This is a genomic window from Aquimarina sp. EL_43, from assembly GCF_943422735.1.
GTDB lineage: Bacteria > Bacteroidota > Bacteroidia > Flavobacteriales > Flavobacteriaceae > Aquimarina > Aquimarina megaterium.
Map to the genome: position 1 here is coordinate 632879 of NZ_CALSBR010000001.1, position 21343 is coordinate 654221.

A 21343-nucleotide genomic window follows, 5' to 3' on the forward strand; every position below is an offset into this window, starting at 1 on the left:
GCCATGAGAATAACAAAAATAACAAGCATCTAAAAAAACAAAGAAGTATGTTCTTAAAAACATCTTGTTTTACAAAATGGTTGTGCTTTTTTGCACTCTTTTTTCTGTTAATGTCATGTGGTGTATCTAAATCAATAAAAGATATCCCGGACGTTAGTAGCTATTCTTCTTCTATTGAAAAAAGAATCAAAGTTTCTGATTCTGTTTTTACCATCGGAAATAGCTTTCTTAGTAAAAACAAGCAAGGTTTATGGGAACTTTATGTAGAAGGAGATCCTTTACAAATAGGTTTACAAACCGGAAGCCTGACACAAGAACTATTTAAAAAACAAGAGCATGCTTTTTTATCTAAGGTAGGAGAATTAGTGCCTTCAAAAACAAAACAATATTTATTAAGAAAAGTTGTAGCCTGGTATAACAGAAAAATGTATTTACATATTCCCGCAGAGTATAAAGCAGAAATATACGGACTTTCAAAATATGCATCGAACGATTATAACCATATAGCAGAAAACTACTTAAGAATACTGTATCTTCATGGTGCACATGACATAGGACATGCTTTACAGGATTTAGCATTAGTAGGATGTTCTTCATTTGCCGCCTGGGGAGAAAAAACCGTAGATGGCGATTTGATCATTGGTAGGAATTTTGATTTTTATGCTGGTGATGACTTTGCCAAAGATAAAATCATTGCTTTTGTAGCCCCTACAAAAGGTCATAAATTTATGTCTGTAACCTGGGGAGGAATGATTGGTGTAGTTTCGGGAATGAATGAGCATGGACTTACGGTAACGATAAATGCAGGAAAATCTAAAATTCCTTTATTAGCAAAAACACCAATTTCAATTTTGGTTCGTGAGATTTTACAATACGCCTCGACAATAGACGAAGCGATAGCAATAGCAAAAAAACGAGAAGTCTTTGTGTCTGAATCAATATTTATAGGAAGTGCAAAAGATAAAAAGGCAATCACTATTGAAGTATCTCCCAAAAACTTTGGTGTTTATGATGCCGCTAACTCTAATCAATTAATTTGCTCTAATCATTTTCAAAGTGAGGCCTATTCTGATGATCAAAACAATATAAAACATATCGAAGAAAGCCATTCTCAATATCGCTATAAAAGAATGCAGGAATTATTACAACAGCAACCAAAAGTAACACCGCAAATTGCTGTGGATATCCTAAGAAACAAAGAAGGATTAAATAACAAACAAATAGGGTATGGTAATGAAAAAGCTTTAAATCAATTATTGGCACATCATGGTATTGTTTTTAAACCAGAAGATCGTATGGTATGGGTGTCATCAAACCCATATCAATTGGGAGAATTTGTTGCTTATAACCTGAATGATATTTTTAATAAAAAACATACAAAAACAACATTATCTCAATCTGAATTAAATATTGAAAAAGATCCTTTTCAATTTACTAAGGCATATAAAGATTACGAAAACTACAGACGGTTACGTAAAGATCTTCAAAAAGCAATTGATAACAAAGAAATGTTAGATCCCGCTTTTATTGGGACCTTTCAGAAGGCCAATCCAGAGTATTGGGAAGTATATTATTTAATTGGTAAGTATTACTACGAAAAACAATATTATACTGCTGCATTGCATGCTTTTGAAGAAGCTAGCAACAAAGAAATTACGACAGTTCCCGACAAACGTGAAATTGATTCGTATATTAAAAAATTAAAAAGGAAATTAAAACAATGATTCCTGAAATAGAAAAAGCATCGTTGGCTGAGATCAAAACAGTGCAAGAGCAAGAATTAAAGAAATTAATATCGTATTTAGATACACACTCTACTTATTATCAAGGTATTTTTGCAAAACATAACATTCTTCCTTCGACAATTAATACTCTAGAAGATTTAGTAAAAATACCAGTTACTACCAAAGAGCAATTACAACAGTTTAATGATGATTTTATCTGTGTACCAAAAAGTGAAATCATAGATTATGTTACTACCTCCGGAACCTTGGGAGAGCCTGTTACTTTTGCACTAACAGATAATGATTTAAAAAGATTAGCGTACAACGAAGCCATTTCTTTTGCCTGTGCGGGTGTACAAAAGGAAGACGTAATGCAATTAATGACAACTATCGACAGGCGCTTTATGGCAGGAATAGCCTATTTTCTGGGCGCTCGGGAATTAGGAGCTGGGATTATACGTGTAGGAGCTGGGATTCCCGAATTACAATGGGACTCTATTTTAAAATTTAAACCTACCTACTTAATCGTAGTTCCTTCGTTTTTATTAAAATTAATTAAATATGCCCAAGAACACGATATTGATCTGAATGCTTCGGGAATAAAAGGCGCTATTTGCATAGGAGAATCTCTTAGAAATCAAGATTTTTCGTTAAATACACTTGCAAAAAAGATAAAAGACAGTTGGAACATAGCATTATACTCTACCTATGCATCTACAGAAATGAATACTGCTTTTACAGAATGTAGTGAACAACAAGGAGGGCATCATCACCCAGAGCTAATTATTGCAGAAATTCTGGATGATCATAATTGCCCTGTTCCTCCTGGTGAGGTAGGAGAACTTACTGTTACTACTCTGGGGGTAGAAGCAATGCCCTTATTACGATTTAAAACAGGAGATATGATTAAGGCGCATACTTCAAGTTGTGCATGTGGGCGTAATACCATGCGTTTGGGGCCTGTGGTAGGAAGAAAAAAGCAAATGATTAAGTATAAAGGAACAACTTTATACCCTCCTGCTATGGATAATATACTTAATGATTTTAATGAGGTAGAGAATTATATTATTGAGATTTTTCACAATTCAATAGGTACAGATGAAATCTTAATTAAAATAGTTACCCAAACCCCGACAGAAGATTTATTACATGATATAAAAGATCATTTTAGAGCAAAGTTAAGAGTATCTCCAAAAATTGAATTTCATGATAAAAAAGACATTCAGAAACTTCAATTCCCTAAACTAAGCAGAAAACCTGTAATTGTTATTGATAAAAGAGAAATAGAATAATATTTTTCTGATTTACGCATTACTCATATAAGACTTTACAATCTCTAGATTGATTTTAGTTACCTTCGGTAAACAAAAAGATACTCGTAATGGTACTAGTTACACACATTCTGTATAAAATTATAATTGTGTAGGCAAGTGTTGTATTTTGATTCTTTATAAAAAATGACAGATAGGTGACATCTAAATGTCGTTACAAAAACAAGGAGCCCTCCATAGCTTTGTATCAAACAAAAATATAATTATGGAAACCCAATCAATTGCAAAAAACTTAGTGTATCAACGAAAATTAAAAGGATATACTCAAGAAGAATTATCAGAAAAAACACAAGTTACAATTCGTACTATCCAGCGTATAGAAAAAGGAGATGTAACTCCGCATCTTCAAACTGTAAAATTGTTAGCTACGGCATTAGATATTGAGGTGAATGATTTATTGATATTAGAAAATCCAAAAGAAGAAACGATACAGAAAAAATGGTTAATCTTATTACATAGCACTCCTTTTTTAGGTTTTATAATACCTCTGGCAAATATACTTTTCCCTTTATTTATTTGGATTCATAAACGAGAAGATAACGAATTATACAACCGTCATGGTATTAAAATTATTAATTTTCAAATAACGATGAGCATAGTGTACATACTTTCATTAGTAGCTCTTGTAACTATTGAAAAGTGGGGGTTTTTCTTGTTTATATCTGTAATCCCATTTGGTATAATTTGTATGTTATTTAATATCGTAAGAGTGGTTAATTCTCAAAAGTGTTATTACCCATTATCATTTCCGTTTTTGAGCAGTAATAAAAACGATGCGTCAAAAAAAATGATCGTATTACTATTGATAAGCACAATGTTTTTCACAAGTTGTACTCATGCAAAAGCACAAAATATTATACGCTTGGACGGAACCGAAATAACCAAAGATTCATTAACAACTCAAATTAATCGACTTATTAAAAATGCAAACATACCTGGGATTGCTGTTACTATTTTTAATGACAATGAGGTTACATATCAGAAGACTTTTGGGTATAAAGATTATGATAAAAAATTAACTCTAAATGATTCTACTAATATCTACGGAGGTTCTTTTAGTAAAGCAGTTTTTGGAGTACTGGTAATGAAATTGGTAGAAGACGGCGTTATTGATCTCGATACAGCTTTAGAGTCTTATTTACCTAAAAAAATATACGAGTACAAACCACTTACACGTTGGCATGATGATTTTTCTGCCTTAAAAAATGACAGTCTATATCATAAAATAACGGCTCGTATGTGTTTAACACACACTACAGGTTTTGCTAATTCCCGATGGATGGAGTCAGATTATCAACTGCGTGTACACCGGGAACCAGGAAGCAGGTATAGTTATTCTGGAGAAGGATTTATTTACCTGCAGGTTGTCTTAGAAAAAATAATGGGGAAGAATCTAGAAGAATTAGCACAAGAAATAATTTTCAAACCATTAAACATGAGTCACTCCAGTTACCAATGGTCAACATCATTTGAAGATAATTTTGCATACGGTCATACCGTCACAAGTGAGCGTTTTAAAAAAGATAAAGACAATGAACCGAGAGGAGGTAGTACATTAGAAACTACTTCAGAAGATTATTCGAAATTTCTTAAAGCCGTATTACAAAATAAAATTATCACACAAAATTCTTGGAATGAACTGTTTAAACCACAGCTTAGGATTCATTCTATCAAGCAATTTGGACCACTTGCTCTAAAAGATTCTACACAAAATGATGCTATTGCATTAAGTTATGGATTGGGTTGGGGTGTATTGAAAACTCCATATGGTTTTGGAGCTTTTAAAGAGTGTCATGGTAATGGGTTTCAGCATTATTCAATTATATTTCCAGAAGCACAAAAAGGTATTATGATAATGACCAATAGTGATAATGGAGAAAGTATCTTTAAAGAACTATTAGAAGTTTCGATTGCAGATACATATACGCCATGGTATTGGGAGAATTATATCCCTTATAATAAGAAGTAAAAATAAAGAAAGTAAACATTAGCATTATCCCTATTAGACTCTATAATTTAATTAGGATAATGTTAATATTTCTGGTAAGGATTACTTTTCCTTCACAGAAGAAAATTTATTATCATCGGTGGCCAAACGTGCTTTTTTAACTTCTATTTTGCGTAGCATCCAGTCTGGATAATCAGAAGAATCTTCGGCATCATAAATACGAACATCCTGATTTAGATCCACATCTGGTTGTATAAGATCATCTTGTCTACATTTAAGGATTATCGCCGCCGTTTGAACTCCAGAATAACTTGCTCCTGCTACTCCATGAGATGCAATACTGGCACCACAGAGGTATAAATTTTCGATTTCACTTTTTGGTTTATACGCCAAAGGCCCAATATGGCGTAAACTTTTTTCGGTACCATATACACAGCCATTAGTAGAATTTATATAATACTCATTGGTAATCGGAGTTCCTAGTTCTTTTTGTACAACACGATCACTAATCCCGGGAACTACTTTTTCCAGGCTATTCATAAACTTTTGAGTCAATTTTTCTTTGAATTTCAGGTATTCTGGAGAGCGTTCTTTATTCTCATTTTCGAATCGTTTAAAAGCTTCATAATTAATATAGGTAATTACTTCAATTGTATGATATCGACCATCATAACTTATAGGGTCTTTAAGCGTTGTGCAGCTTATAAAAAGGCCCGCAAATTCTTCACCTTCTTCGATATCAATTCTTTGCATTTCTGCAAACTGTTCATCCATATCTGCATTTTTGGGCATCATCCAAATATTACCAGAATCCAATCCTGCTTTTCGAAGATCCATATCTACTGTCAAAAACAGCATTAGGGAAGTACACGAATATTTCGTTTTATTTAGTTTCTTTATTAATTTACTGCTTATATTATCCCGACCTACCATATCTAAATAGGTTTTCCCCGGATCTGCATTAGAGATCACTCTTTTGGCAAGAATTCGCTCACCGTTTTCGAGTTCGACTCCAATAGCTCGTTTTTTCTTTTCTCCTTCTAATAAAATACGTTTTACACTTTGCCCGGTACGCACTTCACTACCATGTTTTTTAATAGCATTGGTCATTGCCTTTACTATGGCTCCTCCTCCACCCATAGGATAAAAACCACCATCAAAATAATGATCCATTACTGCGCAATGCAAAGGAAAACTTGCTTTACCTGGTGGTAATCCATGATCACCATATTGTATATTGAGTATTGTTTTGAGTAATGGGTTTTTGAGATACCAACCAATCACCCTTTTTAAACTAAATAATGCATATTTACCCATGTATTTGGTTCGAAAAGGAATAGTGACATGATCCCAAAAGCCTTTTATTTTAGGAATCAATTGTATTTGTCGACTCACTGTGCGAACCATAGTGAGGTATTTTTTAATATCCTTCTTTTCTTCGGGAAAGCGTTGTGATAACGAGTCGCATAATTCATCAAAATTAGCAGGAAAATCAAAACGTTCATCACCAATCCAGCAATGTTCGTATGCCTTTGTATTCATTCTAAAAAAAGCGAGATCATTTGCAATCCCAAGTCCTTCATAAAGTTCGCTTGTCGATTGTCCTTTATCTAACAACCCTACATAATGTACTCCAGGTGTAAACCTATATCCATTTAGATAAAAACTATGACACCATCCTCCAGGTACATCATGTTGTTCGAGAACTAATACACGTTGACCACTACGAGCCAGACAAATTGCAGAAGCTAACCCTCCTACTCCAGAACCAACAATAATTGTATCTATCTCATTTTCAACTTTTAATTTTGGGTCTGATGTTTCTTGAGGGTTGTCTTGCATTATTTATACTAAAATAAAGGATTAACTTTTTAATTGTTTTGTAATGATACAACTATATTTTTAGAAGTAACTAATGAACTTATCTTGAGTACTGTATTTATCATCTATTATATGGCGCGTTTGCATCCCACAGGGTGCATATACAATATGCAAATTGTTATACATAGTTTTTATTAAAACTATTTGGAAGTTGATTTTATAAAGTAAGGTGAGTCGTTCCATCTTATTTTTTTATGTATAGTTTTCTGCTTCAATTCTTGAGGAAGGCAATCATACACAACTTCACTTATTTTTTTAATTAGTAGTTTTTTTGAAAAGGTGTCCGATGTTACCAAACTTATTTCTCTAACAGGTATGGGTGACTTAAATGGGATAGACACAGTGTTATTTAGGTTATTTTCACCATTAGTTGATAGCCAAGGCAAAATTGCAAATCCAAAATCTGCTTTAACCAAGCTTTTTAAAGATTCGATTGAATTGATTTGATAAGAGAAATTAGTTTTGAATTTTGTATGTTCTATGCCACATATGCTCAACAGTTGTGAATTATAACAAAATTCACTCTCCAGAAGAATTAAATTATTGGAATCAGTATTGTCCATTTTGTAACATTCTCTACTTGCTTGAGGGTGTTTTTTATTAAGATAAGCCATAAAAGGTTCTTCAAAGATTGGAAACTCCTTAAGAAATTTTTCTCCAGTAGGTGTTGCCATAATTGCAATATCCAATTCACCATTATCAATGTTTTTTATCAAGTCGATGGTAGGTGCTTCACTTATGATGTAGTGAATGTTTGGAGTTGTTTTCTGCAATTCACTTAAACATAAAGGTATTAAATAAGCAGATAAGGTAGAAACCACTCCTATTTTAATAGTACCTTTTAGTTCATTTTTTTTTGAAATAACAAAATCCCGAATTTCATCCGTTTCTTTTATTACTTTTTTTGCTTTATTAATTATTTCTTCGCCTAATGCTGTTGGTTTTAATGGAACCTTTGAACGGTCAAAGATTTTAATTCCTATTTCTTCTTCAAGTTTTTTCAATTGAATAGTCAACCCTGGCTGACTTACCATACATTTTTCAGCGGCCTTTGCAAAATGCCTCTCTTCATTTAATGCGATTACATATTTCAGCTGTTGAATTGTCATAATTATAAATAAAATCAATTAGGTTATAAAATTATTTATTTGATTTATGAAATGCAAATTTCCACCTTTGAACCATCAAACAAGATATAACTCAAAAACAAGAAATCATGAAAACAATATTTAATTTTTTAATTCTAATTATTATGAGTATCAATGTAAATGCACAAGTAAAAGATTATACATTAGATCCAAATTTGGATAATGAAACAAAAGAATTTTTAAAAGTTTTGAATACTTCTGGTAGTCCTGCTTTAGAAACCTTATCAAAGGAAGACGCTCGTCAAGTGTTAATAGGAGCACAAGCATCAATAAAGGTCGATTTATCCGGGATAGAAGAATCAGAAAAGACAATTAATGCTGATGGATATGAAATCAAACTTAACATTGTAAGACCTGAAGGAGTAAAAGAAAATCTACCTGTTTTTATGTTCATACATGGAGGAGGATGGATTTTAGGAGATTACCCAACACATCAACGATTGGTTAGGGATTTAGTTGTTCGTTCTGGAGCTGTGGCAGTATTTGTAAACTATACACCGTCACCAGAAGCCCAATATCCAACTGCTATCAATGAAATCTATGCAGCGACTAAATGGGTCTCGAAACATGGTTCTAAAATCAATGTAGATGGGAAAAGGTTAGCTGTTGTTGGTAATAGTGTTGGTGGAAACATGAGTGCTGTTACAGCTCTAAGAGCTAAAGATGATTCATCTTTAGATATCAAAGCACAAATTCTACTTTGGCCTGTAGCGGATGCCACTTTTTCTCAAGAATCCTATAAATCGTATGCAACAGACAGATTTCTTACTACCCGGATTATGAAATGGATGTGGGATCAGTATACAACGGATTCCAAAGAACGTGCATCAATTTACGCTTCACCTTTGCAAGCAAACATTGATCAGCTTAAGGGGGTAGCACCAGCTGTAATAATGGTAGCCGAAAATGATATCTTACGCGATGAAGCTGAGATGTATGCAAGAAAATTGGATCAAGCAGGAGTAGAGGTAAGCACAGTTCGTTTTAATGGTACTATTCATGATTTTGGATTACTTAATGTACTTACCGATCTACCGGTCACCCAAAGTATGCTTGATTTCGCAGGTAATCAGATCAAAAAATATTTAGATCAGAAATAAACTCTATTGTTATATTCTGTTTGGAATATGAGTTAATACGTTCAAATTTTAATGATAGTCATGATCTTCAACCCAGTTGTTTCCCGCAGCTGGGTTTAATTGTGTACAACTGCAGAATATACATGCTATACTTCAATTTTGTTATGTTTTTCAATCCCCCATTTATCTATAAAAAATTACCATTCGTCTACACTAAAAATACATTTCAACGAAAGTAACAATAAAATTATCCCTAAAAAGGAGACCTTTAGTGTTGTTAAAGAACATTTTTTAACCTAACTTAAAACACTGAAACGATGAGTTTGACTTTTTTATTAATAGATGATGATGAAATAGAACGGCTAAAATTTGCCAGAGTTTTGGATAAAAATGATTATCCTCACAAAATTATAGAGGCCAAAAATGGTGAAGAAGCTTTAGATGTTTTAGCGCAAAAGGATCAACAACCAGATATTATTTTCCTTGATCTAAACATGCCTAAAATGAATGGTTTAGAGTTTTTAAAAGAGTTAAAATCAGATACATCATTACAATACATACCGGTGATCATTTTAAGTACATCTAATAATCATCAAGATCTTAAAGAGGCCTATGAAATTGGAGCTGCGGGTTATATTGTAAAACCATTAAAATATGAAGAATACACACATAAAATAAAATGTTTAATCGAATACTGGAGTGTTAATGAACTTTTAAAAGCATAACGGTTATCTTTATAAACTTCAAAAAAATAATATGGATATGAAATAAATACATTTTAATGAATTCAATGTAAATATATTGTCACTATAGGAGTTCTTATCCGTTTTTTATACCCCGAGAAGAAAACATCAGTTCGAGTTAAAGTAATTACAACTCAAATACTGATAGCTACCCCTATATGGTTTTCTTTCAAGATCACGCAAAATCACTCGAAACTACAACACAATAGCATTTTTGAGGTATAAAAACATCTAACCAAAAAGTTTTTAAAAGAATGAAAGGAATAGTATTTACAGAATTTTTAGAATTAGTCGAAGATAAATTCGGATTAGAAGTAGTTGATAAAATCATTCAACAATCTAATCTACCCTCACAAGGAGCATATACGGCCATAGGCACTTATGACTTTTCTGAAATGCTGGGATTGTTAAAGCATCTTAGCGAGCATACAAAACTAAGTATCGACGATCTTCTTCTTACATATGCCGAACATTTTTTTTCTGTTTTAGCTAGTAGCTACCCCGATTTAATTAATAAGTACGACGATCCAATAGAAATGCTATCTTCTATCGAAAATCATATTCATGTCGAAGTTCGAAAAATATATCCTGATGCAGAACTTCCCACTTTTGAAATACAAGAAAAAACAGCTTCTAAACTGGTTATGATTTATAAATCCAGTAGAGCCATGTATAGTTTTGGGCTTGGACTAATGCGTAAAACTTTTGAGCATTTTGATGCTACAGCCAAAATCACTCTAGAAAAACTCACATCAGATGGAACGGAAGTAAAATTTAGTATCGTGAAAACAAATGAGTAGTGATGATATCGAAATACTAAAAAGAGCCATACAAAGAGAAAAATTAGCTCGAAAACAAGCAGAAAAAATTCTTGAGGATAAATCCCGAGAGCTTTATCTCATTACTCAAGAATTAAAAAAAACCAATGAAAAACTAGAAGATCAGGTAGGTACAAAAGAATCTGAGCTACAAGGTGTATTCGATAATTTACTGGATGCCTACGTTAGAATGGACATTTTTGGTAATGTCCTGGAGATGAACTATGCCGCTAGAAATTTATTTGGATATGATATCGCCGAAGAAAAACTAAATGTCGTAAAACTTATTTATAAAGAAGATTATAAATATGCCATGACTTCTTTTCAGGAATTGGTTACCAAAGGTTCTTTTTCTGATTACCAGGCCCGGGTATATACAAAGGAAAATGGAATACGCACCGTTCATATCAATGCCAGTCTTATTTATGATAAAAACAAGACCCCGATAGGCGCACAGGGTATTGTAACCGATATTACCGAAGAGCTTAAACAGAAACAAATATTCGAAGAACATAAAAAACAACTATCTGTTATTGTCGAAAACTCGTCTTTAGGAATTGTACTTGCTCAATTTGGTACAATAGTTCAAACCAATAAGGCATTTCAAAACCTATTAGGCTATACCGCAGAAGAACTCCTTAAAAAAGAAGTTAAAGATATTTCTATGAAAGATGAATATGAGGCTGTAGCAGAAAATTTAGAAAAGATGAATACAGGAATAATCGATAGCTTTTCTGTAAACAAAAGGTATATAAAACACAATGGCTCTTCATTTTGGGCCAAAACCAATATCGCAGCAGTACGAGATCATAATGGAAACATTAAATACCAGGTCGCATTTATAGAAGATATTACAGAGCAATTAAAGGTAGAAAAACAAAGGGATCAACTCGTAAAAAACCTGGAGAAAACAAACCAGGAGCTTAAAGATTATGCACATATCGTTTCTCATGATCTAAAATCCCCATTACGAAGTATTAATGCTCTTGTAAACTGGATTAAGGAAGATCATATCGATACACTTGATAAAAACGGGGTACATCATTTTACCATGATCGAAAATACACTCGAAAAAATGGAAACTCTTATCAATAATATCCTTAGTTATTCTAGTGTAAGTAATAAAGACAACCTGCAAACCAAAGAAATAGATCTTAATATACTTATAGGTGATCTAAAAAAGATCATTCTGATTCCTGATCATATAAAAATTTCTATTAAAAAGAAACTTCCTGTAATCAATGGTGATATGACCAGAATTCAACAGCTTTTTCAAAACCTAATTGGTAATGCCGTTATTTATACCGATAAAGAAATCGGAAAAATAGAAATTGATTACGAAGATAAAAAAACACATCACCTCTTTAGTATTAAGGACAATGGTATTGGTATAAAACAAGAACATCACGAGAAGATATTTAAGATGTTTCAATCTGTAGGAGACAACGAAAACTCTTCTGGAATCGGACTTGCAATTGTAAAAAAAATAATAGATCTATATGAAGGCGATATATGGCTAGAAAGTGAATTAGGTAAGGGTACAACATTTTATTTCACATTAAAAAAATAGGACCTATGAGATTTCAACAATTTGAAAAGAAAAAAAATCAAGATTGGACTGCTGTTGTCACGACAGAAAAAAAACTAAAAAACCCTTTAGTACTGGTTTTCGGAAATCGATATGAATTAGAGAATCCCGAAGTTTATAACGACGTTAAAAAACTATTCCCAGATGGAGAAATTGTTATCGGTTCTACTGCCGGTGAAATTATTGGGAGTAAAGTTCTTGATGATTCGATAGCATTAACTGCTATAGAGTTTGAAAAAAGTACCTATGCCATATTTCGAGAAAATAGTATCGATAATAATAAAGATGCAATACAACTAGGAAACAAACTGATTCAAAAAGTACCAAAAGAAGGCTTAAAACATATTTTTATTATTTCTGAAGGCAGTTTTGTAAACGGTTCGGCCTTAATCGAAGGGTTAGAAACAAGGATCGACAATATTGCTATTACAGGAGGACTCTGTGGGGATGATTCTAGGTTTGAAAAAACAATATCGGGATATAATGAGAATCCTAAAGAAGGAGAAGTGATATTAATCGCTTTTTATGGTGAATCTCTAGAGATTAGTTATGCCCAGTATGGAGGGTGGACTCCTTTTGGGCCAGAGCGAATTATTACAAAATCTGATCAGAATGTACTGTATGAATTAGATCATCAACCTGCTCTGGATTTATACAAAAAATATTTGGGTGATAAAGCTGCAGAACTTCCTCAATCTGCACTATTATACCCACTTAGTGTTAAATCTAAAGATAAAGAAGAACCTATTGTAAGAACAATTCTATCTATCGATGAGAAAACCAATACCATGACACTGGCAGGAGATGTACCAGAGGGGGCTGTAGTTCAATTAATGATGGGACATATTGATAATATTATAGATGGAGCATTGCAAGCAGCAGAAATAGGAATGAAAGACAGAAAACACAAACCCGAATTAGCAGTATTGGTAAGCTGTATCGGTAGAAAATTAGTCATGGATCAACGTGTTGAAGAAGAAGTAGAAGAAGTTATAGATGCTATTGGTACCCAGGCTACTGTAGCTGGATTTTATTCGTATGGTGAACTCTCTCCTTTTGAAGGAAAAAATTCGAACTGCGAACTACACAATCAAACCATGACCCTAACTTTATTTAGTGAATAATATGCACTCGTTATTGACCAGACAAATCAAAAAACATTTGAATACCGAGCATAAAGAATCTCAGTATTCAGAAAAATTTCTAAATGCTATTGATAGATCCTATCACAATTTTGAAGATCAACTAGGCATGTTACAAAGGGCAATGTCTATAAGTTCTAAAGAATTGTTTGATGCCAATCAAAAGCTTCAGCAAGAGGCAGAACAGCAAAAAAAGGTGATTGCCAGTTTAACCGATGCCACCAGGATTCTACAATCCATAACGTTCAAAAATATGAAAGGAGGCAAAAATGGAAACGAACTCTCGGGAATCGAACTTGCGGTAATGATCGAAGAGCAAGCTGTTCAAATTTCTGAAATCGAGAAACAAAGAGAATTGCTCCTCAAGGATTTAGAAAAAAGTAACAAAGAACTTAACGATTATGCACATGTAGTATCTCACGATTTAAAATCTCCGTTACGAAGTATCAATACGCTTATTAACTGGATAAAAGAAGATGCTAACGGAGAACTTGAAGCGCCAATACTAAAGAACCTGGATTTGATAGATCAAAATATTGAAAAAATGGATAATCTAATCAGTGGGATTTTAGAGTATTCTATAATTAGCGATAAATCGAGGAATTTAGAATCTGATATTGATGTAAATATCTTAATCGAAGATATTACACATCTCATACATCCTCCTGATCATATTACAATTAGTACACACCATAAACTTCCTGTTATATATGCAGATGTATCACGAATTAAACAAGTATTTCAGAATTTAATGAATAATGCGATACAAGCAATAGACAAGGAGAAAGGAGAGATTATCATAATGTATGAAGAAATCCCCAATTTCTGGAAATTCGGTATTAAAGACAATGGAAGAGGGATTTCTAAAAAATATCACAACAAGATATTTCAGATATTTCAAACGCTTGATGATCAAAAAAAATCAACAGGTATTGGATTATCGATCGTAAAAAAAATAGTAGAATTTTATAATGGTAAAATCTGGATCGAATCTGAAGAAGGGCAAGGAACTACTTTTTATTTTACATTAAAAAAATAACCGATGAACGAAACTCCTAATCTCATATATATAAAAGAATTGGCTGCAGGTTCTGAAGCTTTTGAACAAAAATTAATTGGTATTGTAAAACGAGAATTTCCTGATGAAAAAGATGAATTTCTTAAAAATTATACCTCAAAAGCATATACTAAAGCAGCAGAAAATGTGCATAAACTAAAACATAAAATCGGAATGTTTGGTTTTGAAGAAGGGTATCAAACTGCAATAGATTTTGAAGAAGAGCTAAAAAGCAGTAACACTTCTCTATATTCAAAATTTATATTAATTTTAGAATCCATAGAGCATTTTCTAAAAACGCTTTAAAAAATCCTTAAAAACCAACTTACTATGAATTGCATAATTATAGATGATGAAGAAACCGCAAGAATGATTATTCAACAACTTTGTTCGCAGGTTGATGAACTCAATGTGATTGAGGATTTCCCTAATGCAATTCAGGCTATTAAATTCTTAAACAAAGAAGAGGTAGATCTTATATTTCTGGATATTCATATGCCCGATTTTACAGGTTTTGATTTTATCGATACCCTAAAAAATCCGCCAAAGATTATTTTAACAACTTCTGATAAGAATTTTGCTTTAGAAGCTTTTGAGTATGAGTGTATTGTAGATTACCTGGTAAAACCGATAACCTTACCTAGATTTCTTAAAGCAATACAAAAGGCAGAAAGTGCAACAACAGTTACAACAACAGAAGCCTCTGCAGAGACTTCTACAGAACTACCATCAAACACATCTTCTTCTGAAGAAAATGAACTTTATATTAATATCGATAGGAGATTAATAAAGATTAATATCCCAACTATTAATTTAATAGAAGCCAAAGGAGATTATGTACTTATAAAAACCGAAAAGCAAAATTATACGGTGCATTCTACCTTAAAAAAAGTTGAAGAAAAACTACCCACCGACCTTTTCTTAAAAGTACATCGATCCTATATTATTAATATCAAAAAAATTATTGATATAGAAGACAATAGTGTACTTATTGCAAAAGATGTTATCCCCGTAAGCCGTTCTAACCGACCAGAGTTAATGAAGCGTCTTAATATGCTTTAAACTAAATTAGCATCATTTCATTGATTTGTCACACTGAGCCTGTCGAAGTGCTTTCAAATTTGTATTTTCAAATGTCTTCGACAGGCTACCATTGACGTATTTTATAACAATTTGTTTTTCAAATATTTACAGTTCTTAAATTTCATATAATTTCCTTCAATTTGGCTTTCTGTTCATTTTAGTTCACAAGGTTTTTATTTGATAATATTGAGTTCATGAATCTACGATTTCTTTGCTCGCCCTGCAGCAAACAGAACCAAAAGAAAAGGCGCTCAACCACATCATCTCGCCCACAGCTTACGCTATGTCGTAAGGTATTTTTCAGTTTCACTGAAAACCAGATTTATTGTGCTAAAATCTTTCCAAGGCTTCAATATTTTTTAACGCAAAACAAATCTTATACTGGTGAAAAAAGATAATCAAAGCTCTGCTTTGGAACGTCAGTTCATTCACTGGATAAAATTTTATTGGATGTCTCAGACTGACAAGAAGTTTTAAATCCTATCCTCAGACATTGATTATCCGGTTTAAAAACTCATCTCTTCGTAAAACCCATTCATCTACAGCAAATTACCACTGATCGAATAGTACCAACATAAGGGGTTGATATAGATTAATTTTAGACATCAGAAACCTAAATCTATATCAACATGAAAAAAATAACTACCCTTATAGCCTTCTTGATAGCCTTATCCGCAAACGCTCAACAACCCTTTGATTGTGATGAAGGTAATTTCTACCAGGTAATCTCTGGATCTTTAAAAGCATATGATCCCATTACAGGTTCATATTCTGAAGCACTACACACCTATTCTACTACCTACAATGCGGGAGGATATAATCCCGAAGATAATTACCTGTATGCCATTAAGAAAGGTGACAATCATCTCCTTAGAATTGCTAAAGATATGGTGATCGATCTTGGTGCTGTAACCCCAGCCGGAACAACAGTTTTTGGAGGTGGGTATGCAGCAGATGTAGATGCAGACGGAAACCTTTGGGTGTATCAAAACAACAATAAAAAAACATTTCATAAAATAACAAACCTAAAAGACTATGACGGTTCTTCTTCTCCCGTTTTCGAGGTTGTAGAGGCTGATCAGGCTTCGCCCAGTACTTGTGCAGATATTGCCTATATAAATGGTTCTTTTTATGGAGGAAGCAGAGGAAAACTATACAAATGGGACCTGTCTTCGGGAACACCCGTATTTTCTGAAAAAGCAGTAACCAATTTACCAACAGGTACTTTTGGTGCAGCATATGCCGATGCTAATAACAGATTGTATTTATCTGTTAACAACGGAGGTTTATACCTAATCAATGATTACGAAAGTGCTACCCCAACAGCTACATTGCTTAATCTTACCGAGACCACAAACTCTAATGACGGTTTTAAATGTGCCAACGGTATTTCTCCGCTAGATAAAGATCAAGACGGTACCTTAGATTCTATGGATACCGATAGTGATGGTGATGGTATTACAAATATTGCAGAATGTAACGGTATGAACCCTTACGGAGACGATGATGGAGATGATTTATACAACTACCTTGATAATGATATCAGTGGTAACGGAGACAATGTAGTACAAGATGCTTTTGATAGAGACAGCGACGGTAATCCCGATTTTCTGGATATCGATTCTGATAACGATGGTATCTATGATATTGTAGAAGCAGGGCAAGGCGATAAAGACACGAATAACGACGGAGTCTACAATGGATCAGACAACAACTTTCAGGATACCGATTTAGATGGATTAGCAGATGCTTTTGATCCTGATCAAGGAAATACAGTTACGCTACTAGATACAGATAATGATGGGATATACGATTGCTACGATATCGATTCTGATAATGATGGGATTGTAGATATCATAGAAGGACAAAATAGTGCTAGCTACCAGGGATTATCTAATATTGATGAAGATAACGATGGTATGGATGATGCCTTTGATCCCGATTATGCAGGAACTGTAAACGGAACCGTAAATACCGATGGTACCGATGTTTATGATCACCTGGATACCGATTCTGATAATAATGGTATATCTGATAGTACCGAAGCATATGATAGTGATGGTGACGGAGTTGCAGAAACTACACTATCCGGAGTTGATAATGATAATGATGGTTTAGACGATAGCTTTGATTTAAGAAAAAGTAGTTTTGCTCCAGAAAACGGAGGGCAAACCCCTGCAAGTTTTCCTATCCCAGAGATTTGTGACCGATATAACTACTTAGGTGATTTTTCTTCTAACGGAAAGCCACTGTATTTAGACGGGCAGGATGTAGTTACCCAGGAAACTATCGATTTGATAAATAATGCGCTACCAGAAGGGTACCCGGTACCAGATTTTAACCCTCACTATATTTCTTCGGGTTATGATACAGATATTGAAGTACAGGAACAAGCTGATATATGGGTTACTTTTATAGGAGAAGGAGCAGGATATAAAAACACACTGGGGTTCTATACGTATGATATTAATAACCCATCACCTTCAATACCAGCACCAGAAGATATTACGATCATTTTCCCTAATGTATCTGCTGTAGGAAGCGGTGGCGAATTAGAAGTAGGTGATAAAGTAAAAATCGGAACTTTTCCTCCAAATACAGGAATAGGATGGGTATTGCTAGCCAATGCATGGTCAGACGGTTGTGTAGGAACAGGACACTGGCAACTACACTCTAATCCGGATTATAATCCAGAAACAGATCCTACCCTACGATATCACAATGTATTATTATCTGATCCCGATAACGAAAGAATTATATTAGGTTTTGAAGATATTAGAAGAGATTATGCTTCTTGTGATCAGGATTTTAACGACGCCTTATTCTATATCACTGCAAGCCCTTATACAGCAATCTCAACAGATAATTGCGTAGATATCGATACCGCAACCGATGTTACTTCTGCCAATAATGGAGGATTAGAAAGTAACGGTGACTTAGCAAACTTAATCGCTAAACGTAACTTTAGCAGAACAAAAACAAACAGCGTTTTCAATACCAAAAAGAGTCAAAAAAGATTTCAGCCTGGTATGAAATCATACAAATCTGCAAACAATGAAGATTTAAGTATCTATTTCCCTAGCACAGGAATATTTGGGACCGAGTCTACTTATGTATCCAGCCCAGAAGATCTATTGGGTATCACCAATGCAGAAGCTGTATTCTCTGTAGATTATTATAAAGGAAATGAAAGAGTAGCTGCGGCACTGGCAACATCGACCAAAGGTTCTATTTATGATCATTCGAAAACCATATGTGATCGATTAAACGGCTCTAAATTATTAGATGTACGAACGGTAACTATCAAAAATCATACACTTGTAAGTACCAGAATAGAAAGAGCTACAGGTCAAATTGAATATGCACTAACCTTTTCGGTTAAGAAAGGTGAATCTGAAAATGAAATCTATAGTTTATGGAATATCGGTAACTACCCAGATGGAGATTATTTAAATTTCCAAGTGTGGGGTGGATCGGTACCACAAGTAGCCAATATTGCCAATCACATCTTAGATACATTTACGACCGATAAACCTATGCGTAGTCATAAAGTGAGTCATAGGGTACCTACAGTATTTGTAGAAAAAGGATCATATGCAGATGGAAAACTAACCCTTAATATCATCAATAAATTAGGTGCTCATCATATGACATTTAATGGTAACATTAGAACGACCGAACAGTCAAAAGAACACAATATGATTGAAACCGTAGCACTATCAGGAGCATACAATGAGCAAATCACTATAGAGACAGGACATTTATTTGATATCGGGTTCTCTATCAAAGGAGAAAACTCTGCTCAATTAGATGCATTATACCTGGCAGATGGTCCCTGGGGTATTGATTACCAGGAACAAGGAGTAGTAATCGAGAATTTTGAAGTCACAACACATGATGCAGCAGTACAGAAAAATGAATATACTATAGAACGTAACGCATTAGTACAGGGCGAAGTAAAAGAAACGCTAAACCTTTTTAGAAATATATTGGCAGGTGAACTTACACTAGCTGTATCTGACTACGATGCTGTACAGTTCGAAATGTATAACGATAGAGATATCGAGGTGATATTAGTAACCGAAGGCCTTACAAACTGGAGTAACAGACTTAGATATAGAATTGCTGCCACCGATAAAAAAACAACACATACCATTTCTTTTGCTGATTTTACAAACGGGAATAAAGAAAATGAAACTTTCGAAAAAGTAAGAAGCATTGTATTTTCTGTACAGGGAGATTACCAAAACTTTACTCCATTTCATTTAGAAGTATCGGATCTGGCATTCACCAGTACGACAACAATAGATCCAGAATTAGACCCCGAGACACCAGCTGTGGTAGCAGAAGATGAGGAAGAAGATAATGATGACCAAATCGCACAAGTAGAAACCGATGAACAAATCGCAGTGACTACACTTTCTAATTATCCTAATCCTTTTAGAAACAAAACTACGATTAGAGTACCAGACACACACCAGACCATAGAAATGGTTGTTATCGATATGATAGGAAGAACAGTGCGACAAGAACGTATGGCTTTACATAATAACAGTATAACTTTTGAAACCAAAAACCTTATCCCTGGTGTATACTATTACATCTTAAGAGGCGATAACAAACAAAAATATAAAGGCAGTTTTTTAATCCGATAATAAAGTATACCATTTAGCACTTATGTTTACACTAAATGGTATTAGGTTAAGTTCAGGATTTGGGTAATAGCGAGGATGATGTCATGGTTGTCCTCGCTATTTTTTTTAACCCGAATGATCAATACTGTTCCGTTAAGGAAAAACACGACGTCATACTGACAATACAAAAACCCGATGGCGCGGATTTGTAACCCGCGAAACATATAAAATATGAAAATAGCCATTTATAATGTGATGTTTTTTCTATAGTAAATTATTTATAATTGTTCAGATCCCGATGGCGCGGATTTGTAATCCGTGAAACATATAAAATATGAAAATAGCCATTTATAATGTGATGTTTTTTCTATAGTAAATTATTTATAATTGTTCAGACCCGAAAAATGAAACTGGCATGGTTTATTATTGTTTCATATACCTTAATAAAACTCTATTATGTCTACAAAATACAAAGCAACAATGCCAGATGTCGGTTATTTTATTACGATAACGATTGTTGGTTGGATTGACGTTTTTACGAGAGTGAAACAGAAATATATAATTATTGATAGCCTAAAATATTGTCAAGAAGAGAAGGGTTTAGAAGTTTATGGGTATTGTATCATGCCTAGTCATATCCATATGTTATGCAAAGCAAAAGAAGGGTATGTATTATCAGATATCATCCGTGATTTTAAGAAGTTTACTTCCAAAAAAATTATAGAAACAATCAAAAAATACCCTGAAAGTAGACGAGAGTGGATGTTAAAATATTTTAGTAAAGCTTGTGAACATTTAAAACGTGGACAAGGCTATAAAGTTTGGCAAAACGGATACCACGCAGAGATTGCAAGTTCAAATTGGTTTATAAAACAAAAAATAAAATACATTCATAATAATCCAGTTATAGATAAGATTGTTTTAAATCCTGAGGATTATATTTTTAGTTCTGCTAGAAATTACGCAGATTTAGATCATGAATTAGACATCGTTGTTTTAAATTTATTTTGAGGCTTTAAAAACACGGATTGCAAATCCGCGTCATCGGGTTTAAAAAAAACAGTAAATCATTAAAAAAACATCCAGCTACAGTAAGAAAATATACACTACTACTCAACAAATACTCTTCTACATTCAAAAAACATTTCCTTACATTCAAAAAATGAC

General features: G+C 33.5%; 15 protein-coding genes. 13 read left to right on the top strand and 2 right to left on the bottom strand.

Annotation, left to right across the window (positions count from 1 at the left end):
• Nucleotides 1-47 precede the first annotated feature (47 nt).
• The 3 genes from NNL09_RS03000 (at nucleotide 48) to NNL09_RS03010 (ending at nucleotide 5024) form a co-directional block, all read left to right on the top strand.
• Nucleotides 48-1724 carry a C45 family peptidase gene (locus NNL09_RS03000; protein WP_196909073.1) on the top strand — a complete coding sequence of 559 codons (1677 nt, stop codon included), beginning with the start codon at nucleotides 48-50 and terminating at the stop codon, nucleotides 1722-1724.
• A complete protein-coding gene (locus tag NNL09_RS03005) occupies nucleotides 1721-3016 on the top strand; it encodes a phenylacetate--CoA ligase family protein (RefSeq protein ID WP_025667416.1) in 1296 nt (431 codons plus the stop codon). The genes NNL09_RS03000 and NNL09_RS03005 overlap by 4 nt, the downstream gene beginning before the upstream one ends.
• A gap of 244 nt (nucleotides 3017-3260) precedes the next feature.
• Nucleotides 3261-5024 carry a serine hydrolase gene (locus NNL09_RS03010; protein ID WP_196909074.1) on the top strand — a complete coding sequence of 588 codons (1764 nt, stop codon included), beginning with the start codon at nucleotides 3261-3263 and terminating at the stop codon, nucleotides 5022-5024.
• Between the two features lie 81 nt (nucleotides 5025-5105).
• On the opposite strand, the gene NNL09_RS03015 is transcribed toward NNL09_RS03010, so the two are convergent.
• Nucleotides 5106-6845, bottom strand: coding sequence for an NAD(P)/FAD-dependent oxidoreductase (locus tag NNL09_RS03015; RefSeq protein ID WP_196909075.1), 1740 nt, complete (start codon nucleotides 6843-6845; stop codon nucleotides 5106-5108).
• Nucleotides 6846-7024: 179 nt separating this feature from the next.
• Entirely contained in the window at nucleotides 7025-7993 is a 969-nt protein-coding gene (locus tag NNL09_RS03020) for a LysR substrate-binding domain-containing protein (RefSeq protein WP_196909076.1), read from the bottom strand.
• 107 nt (nucleotides 7994-8100) lie between these two features.
• On the opposite strand from NNL09_RS03020, the gene NNL09_RS03025 reads away from it, so the two are divergent.
• The 10 genes from NNL09_RS03025 to NNL09_RS03070 all read left to right on the top strand — a co-directional run bounded on the left by NNL09_RS03025 (nucleotide 8101) and on the right by NNL09_RS03070 (nucleotide 21187).
• Entirely contained in the window at nucleotides 8101-9132 is a 1032-nt protein-coding gene (locus NNL09_RS03025; protein WP_196909077.1) for an alpha/beta hydrolase, read from the top strand.
• 296 nt (nucleotides 9133-9428) lie between these two features.
• On the top strand, nucleotides 9429-9836 hold the full coding sequence (locus NNL09_RS03030) for a response regulator (RefSeq protein WP_025667419.1): 408 nt from the start codon (nucleotides 9429-9431) through the stop codon (nucleotides 9834-9836).
• 272 nt (nucleotides 9837-10108) lie between these two features.
• Nucleotides 10109-10654 (top strand): heme NO-binding domain-containing protein, encoded by a 546-nt coding sequence (locus tag NNL09_RS03035; protein ID WP_025667420.1) that lies wholly within the window; start codon nucleotides 10109-10111, stop codon nucleotides 10652-10654.
• Nucleotides 10647-12242, top strand: a complete 1596-nt coding sequence (locus tag NNL09_RS03040) for a PAS domain S-box protein (protein ID WP_196909078.1) — start codon at nucleotides 10647-10649, stop codon at nucleotides 12240-12242. The genes NNL09_RS03035 and NNL09_RS03040 overlap by 8 nt, the downstream gene beginning before the upstream one ends.
• Nucleotides 12243-12247: 5 nt before the next feature.
• Entirely contained in the window at nucleotides 12248-13384 is a 1137-nt protein-coding gene (locus NNL09_RS03045) for an FIST signal transduction protein (RefSeq protein ID WP_196909079.1), read from the top strand.
• Nucleotides 13385-13421: 37 nt separating this feature from the next.
• Nucleotides 13422-14441, top strand: coding sequence for an ATP-binding protein (locus NNL09_RS03050; protein ID WP_231389140.1), 1020 nt, complete (start codon nucleotides 13422-13424; stop codon nucleotides 14439-14441).
• A gap of 3 nt (nucleotides 14442-14444) precedes the next feature.
• On the top strand, nucleotides 14445-14765 hold the full coding sequence (locus tag NNL09_RS03055; protein WP_025667424.1) for an Hpt domain-containing protein: 321 nt from the start codon (nucleotides 14445-14447) through the stop codon (nucleotides 14763-14765).
• Between the two features lie 24 nt (nucleotides 14766-14789).
• Nucleotides 14790-15521, top strand: a complete 732-nt coding sequence (locus tag NNL09_RS03060; protein ID WP_025667425.1) for a LytTR family DNA-binding domain-containing protein — start codon at nucleotides 14790-14792, stop codon at nucleotides 15519-15521.
• Nucleotides 15522-16171: 650 nt separating this feature from the next.
• Entirely contained in the window at nucleotides 16172-20197 is a 4026-nt protein-coding gene (locus NNL09_RS03065) for a DUF4114 domain-containing protein (RefSeq protein WP_196909080.1), read from the top strand.
• 435 nt (nucleotides 20198-20632) lie between these two features.
• Complete coding sequence (locus NNL09_RS03070) at nucleotides 20633-21187, top strand: transposase (protein ID WP_196909081.1); 555 nt, start codon at nucleotides 20633-20635, stop codon at nucleotides 21185-21187.
• Nucleotides 21188-21343 lie beyond the last annotated feature (156 nt).